The 20,184-nt window shown below is 39.4% G+C and carries 19 protein-coding genes and 2 rRNA genes; 14 read left to right on the top strand and 7 right to left on the bottom strand.

The genetic code is table 11. From position 1 onward, the window contains the following. The first annotated feature begins 285 nt into the window (after positions 1–285). A 23S ribosomal RNA gene (locus tag H6793_00890) occupies positions 286–3,653 on the top strand. A 292-nt stretch (positions 3,654–3,945) separates the two neighbouring features. After that, positions 3,946–4,062 (top strand): 5S ribosomal RNA (gene rrf / locus H6793_00885). Positions 4,063–4,114: 52 nt separating this feature from the next. Here rrf and H6793_00880 read toward each other — a convergent pair. Beyond that, positions 4,115–4,507 carry a RidA family protein gene (locus H6793_00880; GenBank protein USN95710.1) on the bottom strand — a complete coding sequence of 131 codons (393 nt, stop codon included), beginning with the start codon at positions 4,505–4,507 and terminating at the stop codon, positions 4,115–4,117. A gap of 79 nt (positions 4,508–4,586) precedes the next feature. Between H6793_00880 and H6793_00875 the strand changes: the two genes are divergently transcribed. Both H6793_00875 and H6793_00870 read left to right on the top strand, forming a co-directional pair. After that, complete coding sequence (locus H6793_00875) at positions 4,587–5,048, top strand: hypothetical protein (GenBank protein ID USN95709.1); 462 nt, start codon at positions 4,587–4,589, stop codon at positions 5,046–5,048. After that, positions 5,045–5,416, top strand: coding sequence for a VOC family protein (locus H6793_00870; protein ID USN95708.1), 372 nt, complete (start codon positions 5,045–5,047; stop codon positions 5,414–5,416). The genes H6793_00875 and H6793_00870 overlap by 4 nt, the downstream gene beginning before the upstream one ends. A 14-nt stretch (positions 5,417–5,430) precedes the next feature. Here H6793_00870 and H6793_00865 read toward each other — a convergent pair whose 3' ends face one another. Continuing rightward, a complete protein-coding gene (locus H6793_00865; GenBank protein ID USN95707.1) occupies positions 5,431–7,395 on the bottom strand; it encodes a DUF2817 domain-containing protein in 1,965 nt (654 codons plus the stop codon). A 249-nt stretch (positions 7,396–7,644) separates the two neighbouring features. Between H6793_00865 and H6793_00860 the strand changes: the two genes are divergently transcribed. After that, positions 7,645–7,839, top strand: coding sequence for a hypothetical protein (locus H6793_00860; GenBank protein ID USN95706.1), 195 nt, complete (start codon positions 7,645–7,647; stop codon positions 7,837–7,839). A 61-nt stretch (positions 7,840–7,900) separates the two neighbouring features. Here H6793_00860 and H6793_00855 read toward each other — a convergent pair whose 3' ends face one another. Both H6793_00855 and H6793_00850 read right to left on the bottom strand, forming a co-directional pair. Continuing rightward, a complete protein-coding gene (locus tag H6793_00855) occupies positions 7,901–8,371 on the bottom strand; it encodes a hypothetical protein (protein ID USN95705.1) in 471 nt (156 codons plus the stop codon). Further along, positions 8,352–9,236: an ROK family protein gene (locus H6793_00850; protein USN95704.1), complete on the bottom strand. Its 885-nt coding sequence runs from the start codon at positions 9,234–9,236 to the stop codon at positions 8,352–8,354. Before H6793_00850 ends, H6793_00855 begins: the two co-directional genes overlap by 20 nt. 152 nt (positions 9,237–9,388) lie before the next feature. Here H6793_00850 and H6793_00845 point away from each other — a divergent pair, with 152 nt between their 5' ends. Genes H6793_00845 through H6793_00830 form a run of 4 tightly spaced genes read left to right on the top strand, consistent with a single transcriptional unit; the run spans position 9,389 to position 14,277 of the window. Continuing rightward, the gene (locus H6793_00845; GenBank protein ID USN95965.1) at positions 9,389–10,444 is read left to right on the top strand and encodes a S1 RNA-binding domain-containing protein; all 1,056 of its coding nucleotides are present in this window, start codon (positions 9,389–9,391) and stop codon (positions 10,442–10,444) included. A gap of 33 nt (positions 10,445–10,477) precedes the next feature. Continuing rightward, positions 10,478–12,247, top strand: coding sequence for a translation initiation factor IF-2 (locus H6793_00840; protein ID USN95703.1), 1,770 nt, complete (start codon positions 10,478–10,480; stop codon positions 12,245–12,247). Positions 12,248–12,277: 30 nt separating this feature from the next. Next, a complete protein-coding gene (locus H6793_00835) occupies positions 12,278–13,879 on the top strand; it encodes a hypothetical protein (protein ID USN95702.1) in 1,602 nt (533 codons plus the stop codon). Positions 13,880–13,917: 38 nt separating this feature from the next. Then, a complete protein-coding gene (locus H6793_00830) occupies positions 13,918–14,277 on the top strand; it encodes a hypothetical protein (GenBank protein USN95701.1) in 360 nt (119 codons plus the stop codon). 3 nt (positions 14,278–14,280) lie between these two features. Here H6793_00830 and fmt read toward each other — a convergent pair whose 3' ends face one another. The 3 genes from fmt to priA are packed head-to-tail and all read right to left on the bottom strand — an operon-like array spanning position 14,281 to position 17,715. After that, the gene (gene fmt / locus H6793_00825) at positions 14,281–15,201 is read right to left on the bottom strand and encodes a methionyl-tRNA formyltransferase (GenBank protein USN95700.1); all 921 of its coding nucleotides are present in this window, start codon (positions 15,199–15,201) and stop codon (positions 14,281–14,283) included. Further along, entirely contained in the window at positions 15,170–15,739 is a 570-nt protein-coding gene (gene def / locus H6793_00820) for a peptide deformylase (GenBank protein USN95699.1), read from the bottom strand. Before def ends, fmt begins: the two co-directional genes overlap by 32 nt. Positions 15,740–15,768: 29 nt before the next feature. After that, on the bottom strand, positions 15,769–17,715 hold the full coding sequence (priA, locus tag H6793_00815; GenBank protein USN95698.1) for a primosomal protein N': 1,947 nt from the start codon (positions 17,713–17,715) through the stop codon (positions 15,769–15,771). A gap of 106 nt (positions 17,716–17,821) precedes the next feature. Here priA and H6793_00810 point away from each other — a divergent pair, with 106 nt between their 5' ends. From H6793_00810 to map, 5 genes are read left to right on the top strand one after another with little or no spacing between them, the layout of a single operon-like run. Next, a complete protein-coding gene (locus H6793_00810; protein ID USN95697.1) occupies positions 17,822–18,115 on the top strand; it encodes an ArsR family transcriptional regulator in 294 nt (97 codons plus the stop codon). Between the two features lie 33 nt (positions 18,116–18,148). Then, complete coding sequence (gene rpsU, locus H6793_00805; GenBank protein ID USN95696.1) at positions 18,149–18,364, top strand: 30S ribosomal protein S21; 216 nt, start codon at positions 18,149–18,151, stop codon at positions 18,362–18,364. Between the two features lie 6 nt (positions 18,365–18,370). Next, a complete protein-coding gene (locus H6793_00800) occupies positions 18,371–18,829 on the top strand; it encodes a GatB/YqeY domain-containing protein (protein ID USN95695.1) in 459 nt (152 codons plus the stop codon). Between the two features lie 13 nt (positions 18,830–18,842). After that, entirely contained in the window at positions 18,843–19,376 is a 534-nt protein-coding gene (locus tag H6793_00795) for a nucleoside monophosphate kinase (protein USN95694.1), read from the top strand. A 6-nt stretch (positions 19,377–19,382) separates the two neighbouring features. Then, positions 19,383–20,144 carry a type I methionyl aminopeptidase gene (gene map / locus H6793_00790; protein ID USN95693.1) on the top strand — a complete coding sequence of 254 codons (762 nt, stop codon included), beginning with the start codon at positions 19,383–19,385 and terminating at the stop codon, positions 20,142–20,144. The last annotated feature ends 40 nt before the right edge of the window (positions 20,145–20,184 follow it).

Genomic DNA, 20,184 nt, shown 5'->3' with positions numbered 1-20,184 from the left:
ATTAACAGTAGTTATAGTGTGGTAATGATTACATTAAAATATGGTTGACTACCTCTGTTTTAGTTGATAAACTTGTATAGCTATCTTGAGTTTAGATCAGAGGTCTAGAGGAATCGACTTCAAATGTAAACTCAAGAAACGATCATAATCATTATTGTATGGGTATGATTAGCGTGAGTTTAGAAACTTAACAATCAAGATTTTAGAGATTTAGAGATAGATGTAAAGACAAGCACGGCATTTATTGGTACTAACCAATAACTAGCCAAATGCATACATATATTCATAAAAAGTTACTCAAGCGCACACAATGGATGCCTTGACATAAGATACCGATGAAGGACGTAGTAGACTGCGATAAGCTTCGGGGAGCTGTCAAACAAGCTTTGAACCGAAGATTTCCGAATGGGGAAACCCTACTGGGGTCATGCCTAGTAACTCTTATCTGAACACATAGGGTAAGAAGAGGGAACCGGGGGAACTGAAACATCTTAGTACCTCGAGGAAGAGAAAATAACCAATGATTCTGGGAGTAGTGGCGAGCGAAACTGGAATAGCCCAAACCTTTAATACTTCGGATATGGGATTAAGCTTATGGTCCTGTTATAGGGAATAAGATAAGCCCAAGCAAAAATCGCATTTTTTGCCTGGCGCGATAAGAAAAAACCGTAGGTTTTGTCTTATATCCGATAAGTTGGTAGACGAATGTATTACAGGGGTTGTGACATAGTAAACAACTACTACGGAGAGCCTAAATTATTTAGGAAATCCGTAGTGGAAGCAAGTGCTACCACGAACTTGCATAAGGTCAGAAATTGCGAAGCGAGCAGAATAGTCTGGAAAGACTAGCCAAAGACGGTGATAGCCCGGTATGTTAAGTATTCGCAACCTTATATTTATTATTGTCGAGTAGAACGGGACACGAGAAACCCTGTTTGAATCTGGGACGACCACGTTCCAAGGCTAAATATATCTTATGATCGATAGTGAACAAGTACCGTGAGGGAAAGGCGAAAAGAACCCCGGGAGGGGAGTGAAATAGAACCTGAAATTATGTGCGTACAAGGAGTCAGAGCCCTTCGGGGTGATGGCGTGCTTTTTGTAGAACGATCCAGCGAGTTATTCTTATATGCGAGCTTAAGCCATTTGGCGGAGGCGTAGTGAAAGCGAGCCTGAATAGGGCGAAGGCATATCCTCACTGAGCAAAACAGCCTGTGAACGCATAACACTGATTTTGACAAAGTAAAATTTTTGAAACGTATAAGTCAATACGTTAAAAAACTTTTACAAAGTCAAAACCTTGTGATCTGTGCTCACAGACATATTTTGTCCAGCGAGGATATGCCTAGAGTATATAGGAGTAGACCCGAAACCAGGTGACCTAACCATGGGCAGGTTGAAGCGCAGGTAAAACTGCGTGGAGGACCGAACCGTAGCGAGTTGCAACACGCCCGGATGACCTGTGGTTAGCGGTGAAATGCCAATCGAACCTGGAGATAGCTGGTTCTCCTCGAAATAGCTTTAGGGCTAGCGTCGTACGGTAGCATTCTGGGGTAGAGCTCTGTTTCGGACTGGGGGTCGCAAGATTACCCACCCTTGACAAACTACGAATACGGAATGTGGAACTACGGCAGTTAGAACGTGGGGGCTAAGCTCCACGCTCAAAAGGGAAACAGCCCAGACCACCAGCTAAGGTCCCTAAATATACACTAAGTGGGAAACGAGGTAGGATTTCTTGGACAACGAGGATGTTGGCTTAGAAGCAGCCATTCATTTAAAGAGTGCGTAACAGCTCACTCGTCAAGAGATCCCGCGCGGAAAATGTAACGGGGCTAAGTGTATTACCGAAGCTGTGGACTGTACTTTGTACAGTGGTAGAGGAGCGTTGATATCAGCGCTGAAGTCAGACTGCGAGGTCTGGTGGAGTGGTATCAAGTGAGAATGCTGGAATGAGTAACCATAAGGCAGGTGAGAATCCTGCCCACCGAAAGAGCGAGGTTTCCTGGGCCACGGTAATCGTCCCAGGGTTAGTCGGGCCTAAGCCGAGGCGCGTAGCGTAGGCGATGGACAACAGGTTAATATTCCTGTACCGGTTATAGATTGCTTGGAGTGCGCGGTATATTAGTAAGAGCGGGTTCATGGTTATACCCGTCTAACCACCTTAATAAGTGGGAATGAAAGGGCCCTTACGGGCTTGATTCTTGTGAAAGTACTGACTAGAAAAGCTTCCAAGCGTGTGTCTATGGCCGCCCGTACCGCAAACCGACACAGGTGCTCAGGTCGAGAAGACCAAGGTGTACGAGTGATTCTTCGTCAAGGAACTCGGCAATACAGCGACCGTAACTTAGGGATAAGGTCTGCCCCGTCACTATGTTTATAAGTGACTAGCCAAGTTTTCAAGATTAATAGAGTTAAAATATATGATTCTATCGAGATAAATCGAGACAAAACAAATTAATTCTGGAAGCTTGTGCTTCGTTAACCGACTTGTAAGTATGGTGACGGGGCCGCAGCGAAAGAACCCAAGCAACTGTTTACCAAAAACACAGGTCTCTGCTAACACGAAAGTGGATGTATAGGGGCTGACTCCTGCCCGGTGCTGGAAGGTTAAGGGGAGCGCTTCACGGTGCGAACTGAAGCCCCAGTGAACGGCGGCGGTAACTATAACCGTCCTAAGGTAGCGAAATTCCTTGTCAGGTAAGTTCTGACCCGCACGAATGGAGTAATGATATGGGTACTGTCTCAAGAAGGGACTCGGTGAAAGTGCATTGGCGGTAAAGATGCCGTCTGTCCGCATCAGGACGAAAAGACCCCGTGGAGCTTTACTACAGCTTGACATTGAGCTGGGTGACAACATGTGTAGCATAGGTGGGAGACTATGAAGCCAACGCGCTAGCGATGGTGGAGTCTTCAGTGAAATACCACCCTTGTTGTTACTTTGTTCTTACTTGGACCGTTATCCGGTTCGAGGACAGTGTCTGGTGGGTAGTTTAACTGGGGCGGTTGCCTCCTAAAGAGTAGCGGAGGCGTTCAAAGGTTGGCTAGCTACGGATGGAAATCGTAGTGATAGTGCATACGCATAAGCCAGCTTGACTGTGAGGCCTACAAGCCAAGCAGGCACGAAAGTGGGAGTAAGTGACCCGTTGTCCATACATTATGTATATGAGTGTGGAATCGGCAACGCAAACGGATAAAAGTTACCCCGGGGATAACAGGCTTATAGCGCCCAATAGTTCACATAGACGGCGCTGTTTGGCACCTCGATGTCGGCTCATCTCATCCTGGGGCTGGAGCAGGTCCCAAGGGTCCGGCTGTTCGCCGGTTAAAGAGGTACGTGAGCTGGGTTCAGAACGTCGTGAGACAGTTCGGTTTATATCCGATGTGGACAATAGGAAATGTGAGGGAATCTGCCCCTAGTACGAGAGGACCGGGGTGGACGCACCGCTGGTGTACCAGTTGTCTGACCTACAGGCATTGCTGGGTAGCTAAGTGCGGTCTAGATAAGCGCTGAAAGCATATTAAGCGCGAAACTAATCCCAAGATTGCATTTCCCTATGGAGATCCCTGAAAGACGATCAGGTTGATAGGCGCAAGGTGTACGTGTAGCAATACATTCAGCCAAAGCGTACTAATAGATCCATCGACTTTTTATGAACTAAAGCCACAATCAATGTTAAAGTAATTTAACAGAGGTGTGACTTTAGAAAATATGGACAATTGGCTAGTTATTGGTGTGTATCACACAACGTGTACATATCCGTGTTTGTTAACAATCTATCATGCAAAATGTAATTTGGACATCAGTCCTGGATTTTTGTACTGAGATGAAGCGCAAGGAAGTAGCGAGAAGCGAGTGACGAGCGTTACTGATGAAGCGATTTACTCAGAGCTTATATCAGAGTTTTAGCTTTGCTGGAAACAGATATAAACGGTACAAAATACCAGGTCGGTGCCCATAGCGAGAGGGAAACACCTGTTCCCATGCCGAACACAGCAGTTAAGCCTCTCTGCGGTTACAATACTTGGGTCATCAAGCCCTGGGAAAATAGCACGGTGCCGAATTATAGAAATAACCACCCTTAAAGGGTGGTTTTTCTTTTTGCAGATTTTATTTTTACCCGTGGGGATTAAACGGGGTAGTCGCAATTACACTAATCTCAATCGTTGCATTCAGGGGTAATTCTTTAACACAAATTGCTTCTCTTGCGGGGTATGGCTCAGTAAAAAAGGTTGGGTATATATCATTGATTTCTTCCATTTGCGACATTTCTGTTACATAAATAGTAACCTTTACAATGTTGTTTAGGTTTGAATTAGCTTCAGAAAGAATTTCTTTAATATTCTGAAATATCTGCTCCATTTTCTTGTTAACCGAGCCTTCTATAAGAGTCCCGGTATGAGTATTATGAATCTGACCAGAAACAAAAATTAATCCATTAGACTCAATGGCTTGAGACAAAATATTTGGAGCTTGAGGCGCCTTGCTTGATATGACCTGATTCTTCATATACATATCATAACAGACAAATACATGTGTTGTTAAAGAGACAGTGAAATGGTTACTGAAGTTTATCAGAATAGGGGTCATGAATAAACGAGAACTAGAGAAGTTCTTGCTGAAGGCAAGAACCAAGACGTATGCCACAGGCACGGGCACATCAAAACCACTTTTGCCTGATTCCGTTCAGTATGAATTCCAAGAGGGGGATTATTCCTATCAGGATATCTATTATATAGGCAATGGCATATTTCCGGGGTTAGAAACGGTGTTTTATAAAAGTAGACCAGTATGGTCAATGTCATATTTTGGGGATTTTTCAGGGATGACAGAGGAGCAGACTGACACGATGCTTAGAAAAGCACTGATTGATTTATGGGAAACTACTCGAATTTATAATCATGTTGAAAAAGATTACGGCAATTTTATGTATATTTGCGATGCTAACGGTACACTTGATAAGCTCTCCGGAACAGAAGAAATTTATGTCAATAATGAAAAGGTGTATTTTTTTAAATATGTAGGTGGGTTCATAGGAGAAAACCAATGAGATTTACGAATATATTATTGTGGGTTCAAGAGAATAAAATATCAGAGAAGTTTTATAAAAAGCTCGGGTTTGAAGTTTTAGTATCAACGGATACATATTCCGAGATACAGCTAGGGGAGTTCAGTATAACACTTGTAAATATGCGTGATGAAGATGAGTTTAATGGAGATTCTCTATCGGGCATTAAAGGTAAGGGGATGTATGTTTATATTAAAGTAGATGATGTTGATGCCGAATATAATCGTCAGGAAAAAATTGGGCTAAAACCAGCCACAAAACCTCGTAACTGGGAATGGGGAAACAGAGAGTTTATCTTAAAAGACCCTGATGGATATAAGCTGTGTTTTTGGAACTCAATACCGCAATAATCGGCCAGATTTTATTACAATCTAACCATAAGCCAAAGTGCGTCGCGATTTTTAGAAAATTCATTTTTAGCAAAAGTCGACTGTTCAATCAAAATATTTGGTATACCTTTGTCTCGTAGCCAAAATTCAAAATCACCAGTAGTTGTGTAACCTAGAGTTGCGTCTGTTTGAGATGCGTCTGCATATCTGTAAGGTGCTTTTGAGGTGTAAAGTTGGGCAATGGCAGTGGAGTCGGCTGTTCCATTTGGACTAACTATGGATGCCACAGCATGAAAAGACAATACTGCTCTGGGGCGGTATTGATTAACGAAATTTGCCAGAGATGAAGATTCTGGTTCAGATAGCGGAGATGTTCCACCCCCGTTAATCTTATTTGTGTATCCTGGGCCAGTAACATTTGCACTCCAGTTATCTGAAGGGAAATTCCTGTTTAGATCTACTCCGTTGGCGTTAAATCGAGAATTACCGGCGTATCCATCGGGATTGGCATTAGTAATTACGACTATTGTTCTGTTTGCGGGTATTCGGTCGGCATATCTCTCAAGTTCATCGAGCCAAGACTCCATAGTTAGCGTTGAGCTTTTTTCATTTCCGTGAATTCCACCAACAAACATAACCATACTGGATCCTGAACCATACCAGTGTGCAAGTATTGCTCTACCTTGAGCGCTGGTACCAATTTGACTGGTTCTTCTACATAAAGTTCGGAAGGTGTGATTCCAGGCGGAGTCGCCATCTACACCGTATTGGTTTTGAATTGATCCATTTATTTTTATATTTATACTCGTACAACTTGGTAAATTAGTAGTGGGATTAATGGTGATCATATTGTTTGTAGCAGAAATTTTTAGTAGAGCTTGATTAACGCCAGATACATCGATTACATCAGTTAGTTTGGTAGATGAATTTATATTTTGATTGAATTTAATAGTAATATTACTTGATGGGTTAAACCCATAGGATCCTGTATTGTTGCCGATAACGCTTGGACCACCTGAAACATTAAATTCAGAACTGTAAGCAGAAAGCAAGGTGTTATCGGTTGTTGAAATGGCTTGGTCTAGTTTGAATGAATATTTGCTACGACGTTTTAAAGGGTCTTTCGGCTTAATAATAAGCTTATTATTATTGATGGTGTATGATGTCTCTAGTGGAGTTGTTGAGTTTTTATCTATAAGCGATAGTAGTGGCTTATCTACTTTGCTTAGGGGTTTATCAAATGCTATTTCTAGAGTCTCTGCTTTATCATAAATTGTTGAATTATTGAGTATATTGCCACCAACAATGTTAATTGGGTCTAGAGTTTGTATCTGATTGTTGAATACAGAATCAACAAGATTTCCACTATAGGTTCGGTTGATTTTCAAAGTAGGTTTTGATCCAGGGGTTAGGCTTAACTCTTGCAACGGACACAGAATGGTTAGCTGTTGTATGGAGCAGTTAGTTCTGTTACTCTCGGAAACTAATTGGTATGAAAATATGGAAGTTTCTTTGTTGGTGCTCAGTTGAATTGGCTTTGTGGTTGCTATTGGTGAATTAAGCGCACTGGTGTCGATTGAAGGATATTTACCAGAGTTAATAGTTATCTTTTTTATAGGTACTAAGTTAAAAAGGGCTATAGTTACAGTTGACTTTGAGTTTTCTTGAGGGGCATTTTTTGGAGACGCACATACTTTTGTTGTAAAAATATCTTTATTACTGATACTAATGCCGTCTGAGAACTCTATGTTAAAGTCATTTGATTGCGCACCGAAGACGTTAGGGAGAGCAATAGGCTGAAAAAAGCATGTTGTTTCTGAAAAAGCAAAATTGATTGACCTAGGTAAGACAAGACTGGCGTTGTATGCTAACGTTATTATTCCTACAACAATAAAGACGGCAATAATCAATGTTTTGATAAATGCCTTGCGTTTGTTGTGTAGAATAACGCCCGACGAACTTGCCGATACGGGTGTTATTGGGGTTGGTATAGTAACCATAGATTTAATAATGTTTTTGTTTTTACGACTCAGATTAATTCTATCATTATGTAAACCGTTAAACAAATTATCAATTTAATATGTACAAAACACCATGAAGTTATTGGAGCTATTGACATTAACTAGATGAAGTGATATCATAAGCATATTCGAAAGAAACGAGGGTTCCATTTTGTGGGACTTTTTTGTTTCTTTAGGGTAAAAATGGTGGGAGAGACTAAATAATTTATCAAAGTGGGAGGTCATTATATGGCTGGAACAAAAGCTGGCGGTAAGGCTGCCGCTGCAACAAACAAAGCTAAATACGGCTCTGATTTTTATGCAAAGATTGGTGCTGTTGGTGGTAAAAAAGGTCGCACTGGCGGGTTCTTTGCCAACCGAGAGCTAGCACGTATTGCAGGCGCAAAAGGTGGACGCATTAGCCGTCGTACAAAAAAAGCTTAGAAAAAGATAAGCTAATAATCTAAAATCCATTCACTTTATGTGGGTGGATTTTTGATATTAATTATTCAATAGTTGAATTCAATGATAGACGGTAGGGTCTACAAAATTTTACACTTGAGACCATCCATCTATGTCCACAGTTGTGACAGGAATATTCGGTTTTAGTGTTTTGCGCACATACCGAATCGCACATAGGGCAGGTACTACGAAGGTGAACCCAGTCTCTATAAGTATCCAAACAGTTCTGTATATGGTTGTAGTTGATTTGTTGGTTGTATTTATTTGATAAATATTGGGCAGTTTGCCAAGCTTCAGCTTCCATTTCAATCAGCTCTATATCGTAGGTGTATTTCTTATGTTTATTTAGTGCATGACCAAGTTCATGAAGCAATGTCCATATTCCTGTGCTTCTGGAAATGCCTTGTTCTTGATAATAAACGGCATTCTTTGAGGGCGACCACATAAACGTAGTTCCTCTAATAAAACGAATATCCGGGAAATCTTTAGATAGCTTATTTATTAGCTTGACCATAAGTATCTTTCGCCATCTCGTAGCATCCATAAATAACAGCTTCCTCGGGTTTATTGGCTTGAATTATTGGAGGAATAGGGGTGAGAGGAGTGCTCATTTTCTTTAAGGCTTGATTGAGTGGTGTTTTGAATTTATTAAAATGAGTTCCAACACCACCACCAATCACGATTACTTCCGGCTGTATTGTGGCAATGAGATTCATGATCCCTATAGCCAAACGAAAACTGATATCCTTCCAGATTTGACGGTCGGTGATATCTTTAGCCATTTTATTATACTTAGCTTTGATTGCACTACCAGATGCTACATCTTCCCATGGAATCATGTTGTCACCAAACTGGACCATCATATGACCAGCTTCACTATCTTGAAAATCTGAATCAATAATATCGTCTATGATAATACCTGACCCAATACCAGTACTTACAGTCAAAAATAATACACGATTATAATCATTTTTGATGTTTCTTGCTTCGTATAAACCAGCTAAGTTTGCGTCATTCTCAATTACTATTGGGCAAGAGATAAACTTCTTTAAGTCCTGTTTAATATTTACATTTTTCCAATCTAGATTACCGAATGCTAATCCTACACCAGAGTTTCGATCTATTTTTCCTGGTATGGCTACGCATGCTTGTTGAAACTTATAGTTATCAAGACGACTAACTGTAGCATGAACTGCCCCAATAAACTTAGCATAATCTTTAGGTGTTTTGAGCTTTATGGTCTGTTTAAGTTTTCCATCATTAGTGAAGACTGCTACTAATGTTTTTGTGCCCCCAACATCAATCGCTAAAAACATTCCTAAGAAATTCCCCTCAACAGTTTTAAACCTTAATACGTATATACTATCATAAAAATGCATAGCGCATGAATTAGAATACTTTACTTTTTGTTAGTTAACAGATATAATTACGGTAATCTTCCAGGTATACGCAACAATAAGTTTGTGTTTAAGTATTCCTGACAAGAAAATACATTATAAGGAGGTTTTTAGACGTGTCTAAAGCCATAACAATGGATGAACTATTAGAGTCATCAACAATCAAACAATTAAAAACAGGTGACGTCATAGACGGCGTAGTAACCGATATCAAGAAGCAAGAGGTCTGGATAGATCTTGGCGCTAATGGTGTGGGTGTCGTCTTTCGTCGCGAGATAAGTGGCGCCCAAAAGCTCGAGGTCGGTAGCAAGGTTACGGTTAGTGTATTAGAGCCAGAGCTTGATGAAGGCTATGTTTTGTTAAGTATGCGACGCGCAGCTAAAGACAGAGGCTGGGATGAACTAAAGCGTCTACAAGAATCACAAGAGATAATCGATGTTTATCCATATGATGCGAATCGGGGAGGTCTACTGATCGAGGTAGAAGGCATTCGAGGTTTCTTGCCCGTAAGTCAATTAGCCGCTGGCCATTATCCTCGTGTTTCGGGTGCTGATAAAGATGAGATTTTACAGAAGCTTAATTCGTTAAAGGACAAGCCTATAAAAGTTCGAGTACTAGATGTCAGCAAGAAAGATAATAAATTGATCGTTTCCGAGAAAGAGGCGGTACGCGATGAGCTTCAGAATAGGTTTTCTAAACTCAAGGTTGGAGACACAATAGAAGGTGTCATTACGGGGGTCATTGATTTCGGGGCCTTTGTTAACGTTGACGGCATAGAAGGATTGATCCATATTTCAGAGATTTCTTGGGAACGGGTCGAGAATCCGAAAGATTATGTGAAAACTGGACAAGTGATCACTGCTAAAATAATTGGTATCGATAAGGATAGGCTAAGTCTAAGTCTTAAGCAGACTACTGAAGATCCTTGGTTAAAGGAAGTTAAAACATTCAAGAAGAATGATGTAGTAGAAGGTAAGATTACCCGAATAACACCATTTGGTGCTTTTGTGCAATTAAGCCCATCTGTTGAGGCACTTGTTCATGTCTCAGAAATGGGAGATGACGACAGTATTGATCCAGAGAAGTTATTCCAGTTAAACGAAAAGAAGCAATTTAAAGTAATTGATGTTGATACAGAAGGACGTAAGATTGCTTTGAGCTTAAAAGATAGTAAAAAATCATCTAAATAAAACATGTAGATTAATCGTAAGAAAGGAGCAAGTATGCCACGTGCGAAGATTGAAATAGAAGGCATGGTTACAGTTGGCGATCTTGCCGATAAGCTTATGATTCCAGTCACGAAATTGATTGGCGAACTCATGAAGAACGGTATTATGGTGACCGTTAATGAGCGTATTGACTTTGATACGGCTCAAATAATTACTGAAGAATTAAAGCTAACAGATATTGAGTTGGTCAGAAAACAAGACGAGTCAACTACTGTACCTAAAAAGAGACAGCATGAAATAAGTGATAACGCATCTCTGAGAGCTCCTGTGGTTGCGGTTATGGGTCATGTTGATCATGGAAAGACATCGTTATTGGATGCAATACGTGGTGCGGGTGTTGCCAAGCAAGAAGCAGGAGGAATAACACAGCACATATCTGCATATCAAATATCTCATGGCGATCGTAAAATAACCTTTTTGGATACACCTGGGCACGAAGCGTTTACGGCTCTTAGGGAGCATGGCGCACAACTTACAGATTTGGCTATTATTGTGGTGGCCGCTGATGATGGAATAAAACCACAAACCTTGGAAGCTATTAGATTTGCCAATAAAGCTAACGTTAAAATGATCTTTGCCATTAATAAAGCCGACAAGCCTGAAGCAAATATAGATCGAGTAAAGCAACAGTTAGCAGAACAAAATATCATACCAGAAGATTGGGGTGGTGATGCTATTATTCTTCCAGTTTCGGCTAAAACTCAGCAAGGAGTTAAGGAATTATTAGACATGACATTATTAGTTGCTGATGTCGAAGAGCTTAAGGCCGATGTAGATACACCCGCCAAGGGTTTAATTATTGAATCTCACATGGAGAAAGGTAGGGGTGCGGTGGCTATTGCCTTGGTAGAAACAGGCACACTCAAGAACGGTTCAGTGGTTGTTGTGGGTCAAACATATGGAAAAATTCGAAATCTTGAAACTACACTCGGCTCACCTATCACCGAAGCTGGTCCATCAACACCCGTAATATTAACCGGATTTAGAGAATTACCAGAGTTTGGACAAGAGTTTATGGCTGTGGCAAATGACAAAGAGGCGAAGAAAATCGTCGAGGCTAGAATTAGGCAATCAACAAATACTTCCAAATCGAATATCACAACAAGTAGTCAGTTATTGCACATAATTAATCGGAATACAGAACTATCAGAATTTAATGTCATTGTTAAAGCCGACGTACAAGGATCGTTAACTTCGGTCATTGACAGTCTCAAGACATTAAACAATGAAGAAGTTGGAGTACGGATTGTTGGCAGTGGTGTTGGCAATATTTTTGAGAACGATTTACAGCTAGCAATGACCAGTAATGCTGTTATTTACGGTTTTAATATCGAGCTTTCTAAGGGTTTACGACAGGTCGCTATTAGAGATAAAGTCGATGTTCGTATTTATAAGGTGATTTATGAACTGCTTGATGACGTAAAGCATGAGCTAACGTTGCGTCTTGCTCCGGAAGTGAAAGAAACCGACATGGGTAGATTAGTTGTTAAGGGTATATTTAAGACTACAAAAAGTGATCTCATTGTGGGGGGTGAAGTTACAAAAGGTAAGTTGGTTGCTCCAGCTTTAGCTAGGATTATCAGAGATGGGGAGAAGTTTGCAGATGCGACAGTTATTGGGCTAAAACGTGGACCCACTGATACGAAAGAGGTTCAAGAAGGCGAAATGTGTGGCGTCCATCTTCAGATATCATCAAAAATTGACATCAAGGAAGGCGACCGGATTGAAGTTTATACAAGAGAAGAGGTGGCTCGTTCGCTCTAGGTGGGTTAGAGGACAGAAGGTGTTATTGTTATGGAGAACAAATCACCATTCGGAGTAGCGGAATCAGAGTTTGATGAACAAGGTTACGATTCAACTAATGAATCAGACCTAGAGATATCTTCTGATAAAAAGAAAAAAAGTAAAGTTAGTGAAATATGGAAGAAGCTATTTAGTCGTGAATCTGATGAGCCTGACGAAAATCAAAAAAGTTTTGTCGAATCATTTAGCTCTCTATTTGGTAGGTTAATTGGGGTCGATAGAGACAGTAATGAAGGCGAGAAGGGGAGTCAAGAATACGCTGAAGAAACACACGTTAATTCATTCAATATCCCGCTTGTTAATACTACAGAGGTAGTTAATGTCGACGATACAGTAATTAATGGTGGTAACTACACAGGAACAGAAGATGACCCGAGAAGAGAATACGGCACAGAAAAAGACGAAGTAGGCACGGTACTAGAGCTACATGATAAAGTTTTAGATCAAACAACAATACCCGACGTTAGATCTCGCGACTCGAACGATGTTTTTGTTGAAGGACAAAGTGATTTTGACAATATTGCCGATGTATCGCAATTATCTGACCTAGATGCCTATGAACCACGCCCAACAGCATTAAGGGTGACGGATGACGAAATACATACTCAACATAATCAAGAAGAGGTTAGTTTATACGATACTACAAGAGATGTCATGGATGACCAACAAGTTCCTCAGGATATACATCACACCGGATATGAAAAAAATAGTACAAGAGAGGAGCCTATTTCTAGAGGTGTAGCGCATAATAAAGACTATGCCGATAAGGACTCACTGCAAAAAGAACGAGAGAGTAGAAGAAGATTAAAAAGGCAGACACGAAAGCTAAGAAAGCGCATTGATGATTTGCATTCAAAACAGGAATCTCATCAAAAAAAATTAGAAAATTTACAAAAACAAGAAATAAGCCAGGATGCTGAATTATTGGCTATGGGAAAGAGAGAGCTTTATTCGCCAAGAGAAGTACCACAAAAAATCAATAACAAAAACAATTCAGAAAAATCTGGCGCAATTTTTGCAACTAAATACAATATAGGCTCACAAAGTCCTGATGGGTCAAATATATACAAAGAAGCGAAAGATGAAGTGTATGGCAAACGAGCTCATGACAGACAAACAGTAGGTAATGATAGTAGATACTCAGAAAGAGAGCAGAGGTACAATGATCGGTATAAAAGGATAAATAATGAAAACAAGCCTGAAATAGCGATAAATACGCCAACTACCTACCAGAATCTCAGTGAGTATTTGGTGTCAAATGAAGCGATGGATAGCGACAGTATGTTACATAGAAAAATAGAAGCTAAAGATAGCGATGAAAAATTTCAGACAGTAATGCATATAAAGACTCACGACGAGCCTGGGATCGGTTTAGAAGGATCAAAATCAAGTAGTTACGGTGATGATCATCATCATCAAGTAACAAAAATTAAGAGTTTAGATAATAAGATTTCTTTACTTGAACGTCGCCATCAAGAATCTCGAAATGCTACAGATGAATATAGAAAGGCGATCAAAACCGGCATCAATACTGGTATTATAATGCTAGTATCGTTAGGACTTGTTGCGTTTATTTGGAGTTTGTTAAATTAGTAATATTATTGATACAATAAGGATAGAAATGAGGAGATATGTTTAAATTAAATAATCAACTTCTTGAAGAACTGGGTTTGGGGACATTGCCAGTTGCTGAAAAAAACATGATGCTACATCATATTTATGAAACGTTAGAGTTGAGGGTTGGCATGAAGCTTGCTGAACGTATGAGTAGCGATCAGCTAGCAGAGTTTGAGCAACTTATGCCACGTCAAGAAGATTCGACAGAAGAAAAGCAGAATAAAGAAAGAAGTGCATTTTCTTGGCTTGAAACAAACTTTCCTAACTATAAACAAGTTGTGGCGGATGAGTTAGAAGGTCTAAAAAACGAGATTAAACAAGCAGCTCCTCAAATACTATCTGCTAGTCAGGATAATACAACGCAAATTCAGTAATTACTACGATGTCATTTTTTTAGTATAGTAGCCCGCAATGAATTCTTTTGCAGTCATTGTACGTTTGCCAACTGGTTTTAGATATAAGATATCAAGAATATTATGACCAGTATGAACCATAAGTTGACCTTGTTTCTTGTCGACCTTTATTGTTCCTGGCTGATCCGATACTTTTTGAATTATATTTGTCTTGATAAGGATTACATCTTTGTTAAATATAGTGGTCTTACTACCAGGCCAGCCTGAATACGCTCTTATCTCATTATGTAGTGCGTTTGCTGATTTATTCCAGTCAATAATACTGTCGTTTTTACTAAGTTTTCGTGAGTATGTGGCTCTGTCTGGATGGGGTTGTCGCTTGGGGGTTATCAGATTCATGAGGTATTTTGGAATTGCCTGGAGAAGAAGTTCATTACTGAGCTCGATAAGGCTTTCCGTTAATTCTGGTGTAGTCATGTTTGGAGGTATATGGAATGTCCTTTGAGTCAATAGTTTGCCCGTATCCATTCCTTCATCAATTAACATAAGGCTTACACCTGTTTTCTTGTCGCCATTTAATATAGCAAAAGAAATTGGGTCAGCACCTCGCCATTCAGGCAAAAGAGAGAAGTGGCTGTTAACAATTCCTTTATGAAAATAACTGATTACTTCTTGGGAAATAATAATACCAAAATCTATCAGTATTCCTAACTCATTCGGGATTAATTTTTGTTTGATTAGCAGATCTAAATCCTGCCGATTATTAACGGTAATTATTGGTATTTTTTTGGACTCAGCTATTCTAATAACTGGAACGTCCCCTTTATGATGGGGGGGCCTGGGTTTAGTTATAACAGTGTGTATATTGAAATGATTAGCAAGGAACTCCAAAGACTTGCCCGCAACAGGCCCACTACCAAAGAATACTATTGGACTGGATTTCATTTGTGTAGTTAAGTTGTTTTAAGTTGCCATTATTTTCAAGTCGATAGAATGCATCTGGATCGTCCTTAATATGATCGATAAAGACTATACCTTTGGTGTGATCAATCTCATGCTGAAAAATTCGTGCCAAGAAACCTTCAGCCGTAACTCTAAATTGCTTTCCATTTTGGTCGAGTGCTTTAACTTTTACTTTGCTATATCTTGGTACTTTACCGTAAATATCTTTAATACTCAGGCAACCTTCATAGTCTTCAAGTATTTCACCTTCATATTTAGTTATTTCAGGGTTAATGAATACAATAAAATTCTTGTTTTGTTTTTGATCAATATTCTCTCGTATGATCACAATTCGTAATAATTGGTCTATCTGAACTCCCGCAAGTGCAACACCAACCTCGTGCTCGCGTGAATCTTCCCAATCTAGGGTAGCTTTCTTCATGTCTTCAATAATCTGTTTTATTGAATCATCAATAATGCCTACTTTTTTTGACCTCTGCCTGAGATGTTTATTCGGTAATGTAATTAACTTACTGCTCATATCTGTAAATTATATCTTAGAAGTCTAATTTATAACAAATGTGTTGGATCGATATCATACTTCCATCCACTCGGTAGTCTTTTTACAATCTGTAGAAGTATAGAGCGACGGGATGATTTGACGATCAATTGCCAGGTATATGTGCCACCTCTTTTTTCTTTAAAAGCTGGTGAAGGGCCTAGCAGTGTTATTCCAGGGTATTTATCAAGTAGTAATGTCTTGAGTTTTTCGGTTGATTTAATGACGTTTTCATACTTCTTTTTGCTATATTCAAGTTTTAATAGAAAAGTAAATGGTGGAAACTTGTGCTCTTGCCGAACTTTAATTTGTTGATTGTAGAATTGTTCCCAGTTTTTTGTCATTACTTGAGCTAAGAGTTTACTTTCGGGTTGAAGTGTTTGGATTACCGCTACGCTATCAGTATGACCACGACCAACTCTACCAATAGTTTGTGTAAGAATTTGGTAGGTTTTTTCGTCCGTTGTAAAATCCGGGAAAGAGAGCGAGCTATCTGCATCTAATATTCCGACTAATCCCAGATTTGGTATGTCGAACCCCTTTATGAGAATCTGGGTACCAATTATGATGTCAATTTGATTGTTTTGTATATGTGCCAGCTTTTTATCTAGTCTATCTTGAGTAAGGTTGTCTTTGTCGAAGCGAGCAATTACTGCACCAGGAAAGAGTTTTTGTATTTCATTTTCAACCTTCTTAGTGCCGGGGCCTGAGTAGATAATATTTGTGTTGTTGCAATCAGGACAGCTGGTTGGTGTTTTTTCGGATCTTCCACAAGTATGACAGCGCAAAATAAACTTATCTTCATGAAAAGTTAACGGCAACTCACAAGAAGAGCAAAGGTTTCTCCATCCACATTCCGTACAAGCAACTATTTTGGCGCTACCTCTTCTATTCAGAAATAGTAGTGATTGGCGACCCGTTTTAAGTTGTTTGTGTAGTTCATTAATTAATGTATTGCTTAAAAAATTCGATTGGGTAAACTCTTTATTATCTCGCCTGTTAATTAATAAAAGTCTACTGTTTTTATTATTTTTTTTGGCTAATTTTGTCATCCTAAGTATCGGTATCTTCTTTTCTTGGGCAATATACAGATCACTTATTGAAGGAGTTGCCGAACCGAATATTAAAGTGGAGTCATGAAGCTGAGCTAGTCTCGAAGCGACTCTTAGTCCGTGATACCTTGGAGTATTTTCTTGCTTATATCCGTCATCATGACATTCGTCAACAACTATCAATCCAATATTTATCATAGGAGCAAATAAAGCAGAACGTGTTCCGATAATAATCTGAGGATTCGGGTTTGTTAATGTTTGGGTCCAGGTTTTGCGTCTCTCGGTTTGCAATAACCCAGAATGTAATATCTGAATATTTGTATCTAAGTATGGAGCCAAATTTGAGTATAAATGCGGAGCAAGACCAATTTCTGGTACTAAAATCATACAGGATCTACCCGAAGAGATAGTTTTACTTATTAGCTCTAAGTAAACCCTGGTCTTGCCAGTTCCAGTGTCACCGTGGAGAATAAAACTACCAGGATTTGTTTGGATTGATTGCAGAATATTTGTTTGCTCAGATGTTAGGATGGGTGGGGTGGCTAGTTTGTGGTTATTTTCTTTAGGGTTTGTAGAGTAAATATCTTCTGTTCTGGGCCACGAGGGCGGTAGGAATAGTTGAGTTATTTGGCCACTTCCAGAAGGGTAATAGAATAGAAGCCAACTCAGCAACTTAAGGCTTTCTATTGGCAAGTGATGACTGCCATCAAGAAGTGTGTCTGATATGGGTTTCATTGCGACGCCTTTTGGGGCAGGTGCCGCACGTCGAATTATGCCCACGCAACTTTGATTGCGTAGATCAATCTTAACTATTGTGCCTGCAGATAATTTTACAGGAGAGGTATATGTTAACGGGAGACTACTGTGGTATTTATTGCTTCGAACCCATATTTCATAACAGTACATACTAAATATTATAGAAGATAATAAAGAAAACAAATAAAGACTTGAAATTCTTTACGAACTAGATATACTAGTATACGACGTTGTTCTAATGACAATATAGAAGCTTATGCTAGATACGTTTATAACATCACGAGTTAGAAGGAAGATTGTAGTCGTGTACGCCAAGTACCCCGACTTTAAAACTCATGTCCGTGGGCTTGCAAAGCTAATCAAAGAGGACGCTGGCAATATTCAGAGAGAGCTGAAAAAACTAGAGAAAATTGGCTTTCTAATATCCGAGAAACAGGGTAACACAAAAGTTTACTATACAAATAAGCATTTTATTATTTTTAAAGAGCTTCAGAGTATAGTTTTGAAGTCTCAAAGAGCCAGTCAGGCAAGAAAGAAAAGTAATTCTTGATAATTCCACTCTGTTAATGTACAATACATCGATATGATTCAAGTAACACGTAAAGATCCAAAAGAGTCGACCGAAAATTTACTGCGCCGGTTTACTCGTAAAGTACAGCAATCAGGTGTTTTAGCTGTTGCTAAACAAAACCAATATTTTGAAAAACCAATGAGCAAACGAGATAGACGTCAGAGGGCTATTATTCGTAATGAACGTAAAAATATTAAGGGTAGCAGTAAGCGAACTAGATTAGGTTAGTTTTTGATGAGCCTGAAACAGGTAATTGATCAAGACTTAAAAGAGGCTCTTTTAGCCGGTGATCGGCTGAAGGCCGACACACTTCGAATGATAAAGAGCGTTATTCTAAATCAAGAGATTGCACAAAATAAACGTGATTCTGGGCTAGACGATCAAGAAGTAATTGCCTGTTTACAAAAAGAAGCAAAAAAGCGTCAAGAAGCCTCCGATCTATATATTAAGGCAGGCTCTGTCGAGCGGTCAAAAAAAGAGTTGGACGAAAAGAAGGTTATTGAAGCATATCTTCCTGAAATGATGAGCGATTCTGAGCTTATCGAATTAACTAGAAACATAATATCTAAACATGGCAGTGCTTCAATACAAGATATGGGCGTTATTATAAAAAGTGTTAAAGAATCTAGCGATGGACGAGCGGATGGCGCAAGGATTGCTAGTATCGTTAAAGATCAGTTGAGTAGCAAATAATGGAGGTAGTTTTTTGATAATATTTACCGGAGTTGCGGGTTCTGGCAAAAGTGTTCAGGGTAAAATGCTAGCAGATTATTTAGGTTTGCCTTGGCTTTCAACCGGGGAGTTCCTGAGAATGCTTATTTCTGGGGAACGCCGAAAAGACATGCTTGCCGGAAAGCTGATTGAAGATAAAGAGATAATCTCGTTGGTTCAAAAAATATTTAATGTTGTAGACACAAAGAATGAGTTTATACTAGATGGCTTTCCGCGTACTGTGGCACAGGCAGATTGGTTGTTGAATCAAGCAAAACATGGTCAACTGAAATTGACGGCAGTCGTAAATCTGAAAGCGGATAAAAAAGCTGTTCGAAAACGCTTGCTGGCGCGAGGTCGACAAGATGACACCGAATCTGCAATTGAAGAGCGATTCAAAGAGTATAACAACTCAATATTACCTATCTTAGAGCATTTTAAAGATGCAGGTGTTCCGATACATGATATAACCGCAGATCAAGAGGTGGATATTGTTCAACGGTCTATTCGCAAGCAACTAAAGGTTTAGTTTTTTATGCATAATAAAATTAAAACACCTAAAGAGATTTCAAATATTAGACGTAGTGGTAGTATTCTTGAGCATGTGATACAATTTGTTGTTCAGTACACAAAACCCGGTATGTCGACAAAAGATCTTGCTGATTTATCATTATCAAAACTAAACGAACATCAGCATGCAAAACCTGTGTTTTTAAACTACCATGGCTTTCCGCACGTTATGTGTGTTTCAGTAAACGACCAAGTAATTCATGGTATACCGAAACCCAACAAGATACTTCATGATGGCGATGTTGTTAGTGTTGATTTTGGGGTGAATTACAAGGGCATGATTACTGATGCAGCTAGAACTTTCGTTGTAGGAAATACAAATTCATCAAAGCGACTTCTATTAGAAAAAACTGAACAAGCATTATTATCAGGAATATCAGTTGTTAAAAATACTGTTCGAGTTGGTACAATATCTTCAGCAATACAAAATGTTCTCGACGATGCAAAGCTAGGAATAGTAAGAGAATATGTGGGGCACGGCGTTGGTCATAAATTGCACGAAAACCCAAATATCCCAAATTATGGGGTAAAGAATACTGGCCCAGAACTACTTTCAGGAATGACTATAGCTATTGAGCCAATGGCAATGCTTGGAAATGAAAAAGTCTATGTTGAAAATGATGGATGGACTGTATCAACAAGTGATGGCTCATTGTCTGCGCATTTTGAAGATACAGTTCTTGTGACTGACGATGGATTTGAAATACTAACCAGATCTACTGAATAAATAATTTAATAACTTGATGTAAATAGAGTATAAGCGTTAT

It is taken from the genome of Candidatus Nomurabacteria bacterium (assembly GCA_023898625.1).
Lineage (GTDB): Bacteria > Patescibacteriota > Saccharimonadia > Saccharimonadales > JAGQNJ01 > HK-STAS-PATE-36.
The sequence above is the reverse complement of the archived record's forward strand: the minus strand, read 5'-3'. Positions and strand labels throughout refer to the sequence as shown.

Bases quoted from the DNA above. Each gene is read 5' to 3' on its own strand.
- priA (USN95698.1), bottom strand. From the start codon at position 17,715: ATGTACTGTTATGAAATATGGGTTCGAAGCAATAAATACCACAGTAGT.
- map (USN95693.1), top strand. From the start codon at position 19,383: ATGCATAATAAAATTAAAACACCTAAAGAGATTTCAAATATTAGACGT.
- H6793_00860 (USN95706.1), top strand. From the start codon at position 7,645: ATGGCTGGAACAAAAGCTGGCGGTAAGGCTGCCGCTGCAACAAACAAA.
- H6793_00875 (USN95709.1), top strand. From the start codon at position 4,587: ATGAATAAACGAGAACTAGAGAAGTTCTTGCTGAAGGCAAGAACCAAG.
- H6793_00870 (USN95708.1), top strand. From the start codon at position 5,045: ATGAGATTTACGAATATATTATTGTGGGTTCAAGAGAATAAAATATCA.
- H6793_00865 (USN95707.1), bottom strand. From the start codon at position 7,395: ATGGTTACTATACCAACCCCAATAACACCCGTATCGGCAAGTTCGTCG.
- H6793_00830 (USN95701.1), top strand. From the start codon at position 13,918: ATGTTTAAATTAAATAATCAACTTCTTGAAGAACTGGGTTTGGGGACA.
- H6793_00835 (USN95702.1), top strand. From the start codon at position 12,278: ATGGAGAACAAATCACCATTCGGAGTAGCGGAATCAGAGTTTGATGAA.
- H6793_00845 (USN95965.1), top strand. From the start codon at position 9,389: ATGGATGAACTATTAGAGTCATCAACAATCAAACAATTAAAAACAGGT.
- fmt (USN95700.1), bottom strand. From the start codon at position 15,201: ATGAAATCCAGTCCAATAGTATTCTTTGGTAGTGGGCCTGTTGCGGGC.
- H6793_00855 (USN95705.1), bottom strand. From the start codon at position 8,371: ATGGTCAAGCTAATAAATAAGCTATCTAAAGATTTCCCGGATATTCGT.
- H6793_00800 (USN95695.1), top strand. From the start codon at position 18,371: ATGAGCCTGAAACAGGTAATTGATCAAGACTTAAAAGAGGCTCTTTTA.
- H6793_00850 (USN95704.1), bottom strand. From the start codon at position 9,236: ATGCATTTTTATGATAGTATATACGTATTAAGGTTTAAAACTGTTGAG.
- H6793_00840 (USN95703.1), top strand. From the start codon at position 10,478: ATGCCACGTGCGAAGATTGAAATAGAAGGCATGGTTACAGTTGGCGAT.
- rpsU (USN95696.1), top strand. From the start codon at position 18,149: ATGATTCAAGTAACACGTAAAGATCCAAAAGAGTCGACCGAAAATTTA.
- def (USN95699.1), bottom strand. From the start codon at position 15,739: ATGAGCAGTAAGTTAATTACATTACCGAATAAACATCTCAGGCAGAGG.
- H6793_00810 (USN95697.1), top strand. From the start codon at position 17,822: ATGCTAGATACGTTTATAACATCACGAGTTAGAAGGAAGATTGTAGTC.
- H6793_00880 (USN95710.1), bottom strand. From the start codon at position 4,507: ATGAAGAATCAGGTCATATCAAGCAAGGCGCCTCAAGCTCCAAATATT.